The 7,645-nt window shown below is 54.0% G+C and carries 8 protein-coding genes; 6 read left to right on the top strand and 2 right to left on the bottom strand.

Annotated elements, in window-relative coordinates; genetic code table 11:
* Positions 1 to 124 precede the first annotated feature (124 nt).
* On the bottom strand, positions 125 to 688 hold the full coding sequence (ahpC, locus tag ACJROR_RS05110; protein ID WP_406043078.1) for an alkyl hydroperoxide reductase subunit C: 564 nt from the start codon (positions 686 to 688) through the stop codon (positions 125 to 127).
* Between the two features lie 358 nt (positions 689 to 1,046).
* On the opposite strand from ahpC, the gene ACJROR_RS05105 reads away from it, so the two are divergent.
* Entirely contained in the window at positions 1,047 to 2,144 is a 1,098-nt protein-coding gene (locus ACJROR_RS05105; RefSeq protein ID WP_406546153.1) for a phosphatase PAP2 family protein, read from the top strand.
* A gap of 18 nt (positions 2,145 to 2,162) precedes the next feature.
* On the opposite strand, the gene ACJROR_RS05100 is transcribed toward ACJROR_RS05105, so the two are convergent.
* On the bottom strand, positions 2,163 to 2,447 hold the full coding sequence (locus ACJROR_RS05100) for a DUF1653 domain-containing protein (RefSeq protein ID WP_406546152.1): 285 nt from the start codon (positions 2,445 to 2,447) through the stop codon (positions 2,163 to 2,165).
* Positions 2,448 to 2,756: 309 nt separating this feature from the next.
* Between ACJROR_RS05100 and ACJROR_RS05095 the strand changes: the two genes are divergently transcribed.
* The 5 genes from ACJROR_RS05095 to ACJROR_RS05075 form a co-directional block, all read left to right on the top strand.
* Positions 2,757 to 4,757: a DUF6273 domain-containing protein gene (locus ACJROR_RS05095; protein WP_406546151.1), complete on the top strand. Its 2,001-nt coding sequence runs from the start codon at positions 2,757 to 2,759 to the stop codon at positions 4,755 to 4,757.
* A gap of 326 nt (positions 4,758 to 5,083) precedes the next feature.
* Positions 5,084 to 5,770 carry a DUF6273 domain-containing protein gene (locus tag ACJROR_RS05090; RefSeq protein ID WP_406546150.1) on the top strand — a complete coding sequence of 229 codons (687 nt, stop codon included), beginning with the start codon at positions 5,084 to 5,086 and terminating at the stop codon, positions 5,768 to 5,770.
* A gap of 173 nt (positions 5,771 to 5,943) precedes the next feature.
* Positions 5,944 to 6,660: a DUF6273 domain-containing protein gene (locus tag ACJROR_RS05085; protein ID WP_406546149.1), complete on the top strand. Its 717-nt coding sequence runs from the start codon at positions 5,944 to 5,946 to the stop codon at positions 6,658 to 6,660.
* A gap of 198 nt (positions 6,661 to 6,858) precedes the next feature.
* Entirely contained in the window at positions 6,859 to 7,215 is a 357-nt protein-coding gene (locus tag ACJROR_RS05080) for an arsenate reductase family protein (RefSeq protein ID WP_406546148.1), read from the top strand.
* Between the two features lie 92 nt (positions 7,216 to 7,307).
* Positions 7,308 to 7,645 (top strand): exonuclease domain-containing protein (locus ACJROR_RS05075; RefSeq protein ID WP_406546147.1); only part of this gene is annotated, 338 nt, incomplete at its 3' end.

The following is a 7,645-nucleotide window of genomic DNA, read 5'->3' as shown; positions in this document are numbered from 1 at the left end:
TAAGAAATCAGATATCGAAAAGATCCCGGATGACATCGGCAGAAAAAAAGAGGGATTACCCCTCTTTTCATCTCTTTTTGTCTCGGTGCATCCGGCGTTAAGACTGTTCTTGAAACCGGATTCCTTAGATCAGGCCTACCAGATCCAGGCTGGGCTTCAGAGTTTCAGCGCCCGGCTTCCATTTGGCAGGGCATACCTGATCCCCGTGCTCGGCCACAAACTGCGAGGCCTGCACTCTTCTGAAAAGCTCGTCGGCATTGCGGCCGATATTGCCGGCTACCACCTCGTAGGCCACGATATTGCCTTCGGGATTAACAATAAAGCTGCCGCGTTCGGCCATGCCCTGATCCTCGATCATGACCTCAAAGCCCCGGGCCAGAGTTCCGGTGGGATCTGCCAGCATGGGGTAGTGGATCTTCTTGATGGTCTTGGAGGCGTCATGCCAGGCCTTGTGCACGAAATGAGAGTCGCAGGAAACGCTGTAGATTTCGCAGTTGATGGCCTTGAATTCCTCATACTTGTTGGCCAGATCCTCAAGCTCGGTGGGGCAGACGAAGGTGAAGTCTGCCGGATAAAAGAAGAAAATGCTCCACTTGCCGAGGATATCCTTTTTGGAAACGGCCTTGAATTCGCCGTCCTGGAAGGCCTGAACGGTAAAATCAATTACCGGCTTATTGATAAGGGACATTGCTGTGTTACCTCATGTTTGAAAGACGATTGCTGTTTGATTAGCTGACAGCGATAATAATGAAGATGACCGCAGAAGCGATCACCTTTGATTATAGCGGAAGGGCGGTTTTCGGGAAGAGTTTCTCCGGAAAAGGAGAGTCAGGCCCGGAAAAGATCTGTGTTTTGAGATCCGGGACGGGTTTTTGCCGGATCCCGGACGGCAAACCCAGGGCGATTTTGCCGGTTTGGGGGAAATCCGCGTTCCCGCTGACAATCCCGTTCCGGGAAATGCTGTATCTTTTCGGCGGGTGTTGCGTTTACCATTCATGATAGGCTTTGCCGTTCCTTCCATGCAAGCTGTCTTAAGGAGAGATATTATGCCGCAGTATACCGTGCCGGCCGAGACCGGAAAACATCGCCTTGAAAACATTGCCATTATCGCCGCCGTCGCTATTACCGCGGCGGTAACCGTCCTCAGCATGACGGTATTCAAGGATCCGGGATTTCATCTGGATCTGGATTATCTCATGGCACTCCAGAATTTTCGGGAATACAGCAATGACATTTTTACCGGTTTTTTTCAGTATGTTACTTATCTTGGCACCGGACATGTTATTATTTTTCTGCTGATATTGGTCTATTTCTGCTTCAGTACCCGGACGGGTCTGTTTCTGGTGCAGGTTTTAGGATATTCAAGCATGCTGAACGGTCTTCTTAAGCCCACAGTCTCTGCTCTGCGTCCCTGGATGCGGGATGAACTCATTGTTCCGGCAGGGGATGCCAAAGTCGCTGCCACCGGTTTTTCCTTTCCCAGCGGCCATTCAACCACGGCAACAGGTTTTTTCGGAGGGCTGGTCTCCAGGCTCGGCTCCGTAAAGCCTTATCTTTGGGTGGTTTGTCCGGTTATAATACTTCTGGTGATGTTTTCCCGGAACTACCTGGGGGTGCATACGCCGCAGGATGTGCTTATCGGTCTCATAAGCACCATTTTCATAGTGCTGCTCATGCATAAGATCTTCCGCTGGATTTCCCGGGGAAATGAGCAGTCTCAGGGCCGTAAAAAGGGAATGCTGTTCCTGATTTCTGTGATACTGAGCCTTCTCGCCGTGGTTTTCATTGAGTGCCGTTCCTATCCCGAAACGGTTGATGCCGCCAAGCTGGTGCAGGATTCCTACAAGAACAGCGGTCTCTTTCTCGGGGCTTCATTTACCCTGTTTTTCCTGCATTATTTCCGGGGCTACGAGGCTGAAAACGCCACCCTGCGGCAGAAAGTCATCATGACTGCGCTGGCGGTTATTCTGGCGCTTCTGTCATACTATTGCCTGAACGGAGCATTGAAGGAACTTATGCCCGTGCGTCTTGCCAAGGTAACGGGCAGCTTTTTCACCGTGTTCGGCGTCTTCGGACTGCTTCCGGCGCTGGCCGCCCGTCTGGGGTATGGCGTGTCAGGAGACGCGAAGTCCCGGGAGAACTGACCGCGCCCCGGATCCGGTTCAGCGGGCCGGAATTCCGGAAAGATCCTCGGGGGCTGCCGCTTCAAAACGGTATTTCTGGCGGGCCTCGGGGTACTTTTTATGATCCGTCTCGCTCTCGAACATCTCCCGGGGCCGGGCGCAGACCTTGAAGGGCGGGTAGAGCCCCTGGTAGATCACCAGCTCCTCGCCGGTCTCGGTATGAGCGGCAAAGGCCAGGATCTTGTAGAGGTAGGCCGTGGTTCCGGGGGCGGAGTTTTCTCTTTTGAAGTGCCGGACAATATCTCCGACATGAAAGCGCGTCATGTTTATTCTCCTCTGGGGACGGGCAGCCGATCTCAGACGGCCGCCGGGATAACTCATTATAGCCGGTTCCGGGTTTTCCGGAAATCCGCCTGTCCCTGTTCTCCCGATTTCTCTTTATTGACCTTCTACAAAGTTTTACCTGCGAAAATGCGGCAGTGTTTAACCTTTTTCCGGAAAAGTCGTATTCTGCATTGGTAACCCGGCAGCGGCCGGGGACTTAAGGTTTTTCCGCGGATCTCCCCGAAGGAAGGGAGAGCGCGGGCGTTTTCAGGGAGACCTGTTCTCTTAAGTCTTACCGGAGAAAATTTTATGTATGATGTTTCCTCCCGGGAAACGGGGGACGGATTGGTTTTTAACGGCCGGGAGTATACCTCTCTTGCAGATCTGACAGCTGATGTTTCCCGGCTGGCTCAGGAGGCCTATGCCCGCGACGGGGACATGAATCTTCCGGTTTTTGAGGATTTCCGGAAGCTCTTCTTTGCTTTAAGCCCCGATGACCGCAAGATTACTGATATCCGGAGATGCTTTCATATAGTTACCAGGCTCCGGGAAACCGCGGAACGGGAACGCTTAAGCTCCGGGATTCTGGCTCTGATTTCAGGCTTTGCCTTTCCCGGCGGGGAGCGCCGTTTTTACTGCGCCGGCCGGGTTTTTGAAAGCTGCGATGATTTCGGGGTCTCCCTTATTCAGGAGACCTCCATGCTGACTCCGGACACGGAGTATCTGGAATCTGCTCTCAAACTTCTTTTTAACGGCGTTCTTATCTCCTATGCGGAATTTGCCGAGGGCAATGGCGATCTGGTGGCCCGGCTCCGGGAGGCCCGGATCTACATTTCCGAAACTCCCGGTAATTCCTTCCAGCCGGAGGATCCCTTTCTGAATGCCGAGCCCTGGCTTAAAAACGGGGTCTGGCAGGTGCTTTACCTGGGCTACCGTCTTTCCGCGGTCCGAAAATTCCGTCTCGGCACCAGCGTTTATCTCACCCCGAGAGATTTTGAGGAAGCCATGGCGGTGCTGCAGAAGCGCAGCCGGGAGGAGTATCAGGATTTTCTCCGCCGCCACAAGCACAGTCTTTTGTTTCTCTGCGCCGCCTTTCCGGAAACGGAAACCCGCCAGCTGCTGGAGGCCCGGCTCAGCAGTATCACGGCGGCAGTGTTCGGGGACGGGGAATACCGTTTCCGTAACGGCACCCATTTCAATCATTTCGTGGACAGCCTCCTCAGGAAACGCCGGTATTACGAGATCCGGAAGATCTTCACCTGCTACGGTCTTGGTCTCTATGAGGCGGATCGGGAGGTCTGGCATACCTCCTCGTATTTCCGGCTGTCGGATGCCCTGAGTCAGGGCTTTGCCCCCAGGAGATTCATTGCCGACATTCAGAACCGCATCATGAACAAGGGACACCGGAAACCGGTGACTATTAACGGGGTTACCTATCAGGTCTCGGACGAGGAGATCGCCCGGAGAAAGCACGAAACCCTGGTAAATGAGATCTACTATCCGGACGGAGAATATCCCCCGGACTACCGGAAGCCCTTCGGCGGCATGCTGCTTCCGGCCGTTAAGTATTTCGTTATTCTGAGCCTGATTGTCTTTCTGGTGAACTTTACCCTGGAGCATGCCGGCGTGGCGGAAAGGCCGCCGGAAAAGGCCGCTCAGGCAGCCGCGCCGCAGGAAGACACGAAAGCCGTTCGCAAGACTGCGGATCAGGAGGTTGTTTCCTTTGGCCGCTATCCTCAGAGCGGGGGCGGGGCTCTCACGAAGGTGGAATGGTATCAGTTCTCTTCCGAAGGGAACACCCTGCTTCTCATATCCCGCAAATGTCTGGATCTCCGGCCGTATCATGATCAGTACTCCGATACCTCCTGGGGCACCAGCAACATTAACAAATGGCTTAATCATGATTTCCTGATGACCGCCTTTACCGCAGCGGAAAGAGATGCTCTGGAAACCAGCATGATTCCGGAGGAAGGGGCCATAGGCGCGGCTAATAAGGGCGCCAGCGGGAAGTTTTCCCGGGATCGGGTGTTCCTGCTCAGCAGCGAGGAGACTGCCAGATATCTTAACACTCCGGAGATGCTGCTCTGCGAGGTTACCGATTATGCCCGGAACCGCCTGGGCAGCGGCGGCAAGGATCGCTACGGCTCCTGGTGGCTCCGGAACCGCGGCAGCAAGGGCTACAGCGCTCTTACCGTATCCTTTAACGGTCAGGTGGCAGCGCAGGGCAGCAACGTGTTCAGCAAGGATGTCTTTGTGCGTCCCGCTGTCCGGGTGGGCAAGGGCAGTTTCCGCCGCATGAAAACGAGATAGCGCTCTCTGCGATTTAAGCTTTTCGTCTATGTATCGCCGCCTCTCCTGAAATCAGACACCGGGAGAGAGCTGCTTTTGCATCTCTGAGATGATCCCTCCGGGCCGGGATGCCCTTTCCGGCTCATCTTCGGAACCATGCGGTTCCCACTGAAGCTCTCCCTTTCATGCTGTTTTTTTCAATCAGGCATTCTCTGCCGCTATCATTTTTCTAGTTTTTACTGGTATTGAGCATATTTTTCTAAAAATTTTTACAAAGAATATATTTTTACTTGCGTGATTATGTGAGAGCAGGTATAATAATCATATGTTTAGAAAAGGAGGCGGATATGCCGGATATTATCAGGGACGTTCACAGCGCGGGCTTCTGGGATAATCTCAAGCCGGGGGATACGGTTAAGTTCGGCCTCTTCAGACAGGAGATCCTGAAAGTAAAAACTCCTCTGGAGTGGCTGGCGCTGGATGTTACGGATTCTCATGAAACTGCTTCCGGAGGCCGGGAGGCTCTTCTGCTGAGCTGCAAGGTGCTGTTTTTCCGGCGGTTTCATGTGGGGGGATCCACGAACTGGGCGATAAGCGAGCTTCGTGAGATCCTTAACGGAAATTTTGCAAGCATGGCCTTCAGCGCCGCGGAACTGGAGATGATTGCCGTATCTCATCTTCATGATGAGGCCTGCCCCGGTTACGTTTCCCATGCCGGCGAGGTCTGCCAATGGCCCGAGGGGCGGCAATTCTGTCCGGACACGGAAGACAGGGTATTCTGCCTGAGCATTGCCGAAGTTAAGAAGTATTTTCCTGCCAAGGAAGACCGGCTTTGCGGAGCCACTCCCTGGGCTCTCAGAGGCGACAATCTTCCCCACAAGAAAACCGCCCCCTATTTCTGGTGGTGGCTGCGTTCTCCCACTGATGCTGACCTTCTTGCTGCGAGTGTGGGATATGAGGGGGATATCTGCCGGGGCAATTATGTCGGTAACTCCTGCGGCGTAAGGCCGGCGTTGCGCATTAAGGAAACATGATAAGTCCCTTGTGAAGACGGAGATTTGGTTTTCCTGCAATCCCGAAACCTCCGCCTTTTCAGTTAAAGACCCCAGCGGTTCCGGTGTCGCAAGCAGGGTGCTTATGCGGCTTTGTTAAGCTTCAGTATTTAACCATTTCGCTCATGTTCATTTTTAAGATTCAGGAGACTAATATGTCCAAAAACGCAAATACCGTTACTCCGGTTTTGGAAGCATCTGCTCTCAGGAAGGGGGACATTGTCAGCTTCGGCTTCTACCGCAATCCGGCGGAAAATGCCGGAATTCCTCTGGAGTGGCTGGTGCTTGAGGTGTCTGATGGCTGTCCTGAAGATAATTCCGGTGCCCCTGCCTCAGATGTTCCCGGCGGAAAAGAGGTTCTTCTGGTTGCCCGGTATGCCTTGGCTTTTCGGAGGCTTCATCAGGGCGGCATGGTTAACTGGAAGGACTGCGAGCTCCGGGGCTGGCTCAACGGAGTATTTCTGGAGGAATCCTTCTCACCGGAGGAGCGGAAGCTCATCAAGGTATCCCGCCTTGACAATAAAGAGCAGCCCCGCTGGGATCCGGAGGCGGACACCGCCGGTGTGGAGTATCCCAAGGATCGGGAGTTCTGTCCCGCTACCCTTGACCGGGTGTTTCTTTTGAGCCGCGCGGAGACGGAGCGGTATTTTGAAAGTTTGAGCTCCAGGCTGTGCAAGGCCGCTCCTTTTGTCAGTCAGCGTACCTGCAGACTCGAGGATGGATACGGAGGTGTCTGGTGGTGGCTCCGTTCTCCCGGGGCATCCGCCATGCTGGGAGCCACGGTGGCAGATGAGGGGCTGATTGATGACGGCGCTTATACCGGCAGTATCGGCGGGGTGCGTCCGGCTTTGAGAATTAAGCTCCCGGCCTGAGGGAATTCCTGCCCTGAGGCGGAAAATCCCGGAGAAGGCCCTGGAAGGAGGGGATGCTGCAACTGAAATGGGGAGGGCAGACAGATAAGCGCATGTGCCGGGGTTGGCATTTGGATTCCCTGAAAAACGGAATTTATGGTGTTTCGAAAGGCACTGTCTTACAATGTTTCTCATGATCTCAAGGTAAACGGAGCTTTTATGAGCATAGATGTGTACTGCCACAGCCGCTGTACGACCTGCAAGAAGGCACTTAAGTGGCTGGATGAACATGGCATCAAATACACCCTGCGGGATATCCAAAGCGATCATCCTGATGAAGCGGCCCTCAGGAAGTATCAGGCCCTGAGCGGACTTCCGCTGAAACGGTTTTTCAACACCAGCGGCATGAAGTACCGGGAGCTGGGGCTTTCCGCCAAGCTTCCGGGAATGAGCGCTGATGAACAGTTTGCTCTCCTGGCTTCTGACGGTATGCTGGTAAAGCGGCCTCTCCTGATAAAGGATAATCTGGTACTGGCGGGGTTCCGGGAAGTCGAATGGGCGGAAAAGCTGGGATGACGCAAGACCGGGTTCCCGAAATACCGGAAAGCGGTCAGCCGGAAAAGCTCAGCCGCAAGGATTTTTTAACCTCACAAGGAAGCAAACACGCGATGTCCAGATTTATTGTCTTTGACGTGGAAACCCCCAACCGCTCCAACAGCAGAATGAGCGCCATCGGGATCTCGGTGGTGGAGAACGGCAGGATTACGCAAGACTATTTTTCCTACGTCAATCCCGAGCAGCATTTTGATGCGTTCAATACCAGTCTCACCGGAATAGATGCCGGCACGGTTTCCGGGGCCCCGACCTTTGCGGGATTATGGCAGAAAATTGAGCCCTTGTTTTCATCAGGGATTCTGGTGGCTCACAATGCGCAGTTCGATATGGGGGTTCTCAAAAAGTGTCTCCGGGATTACCGGATCGCCTGGAAGTCCTCGGTGCCGTACTG

The organism is Succinimonas sp. (genome assembly GCF_045225735.1).
Classification (GTDB): Bacteria; Pseudomonadota; Gammaproteobacteria; order Enterobacterales; family Succinivibrionaceae; genus Succinimonas.
This window is presented reverse-complemented; position numbering and strand designations above follow the sequence as displayed.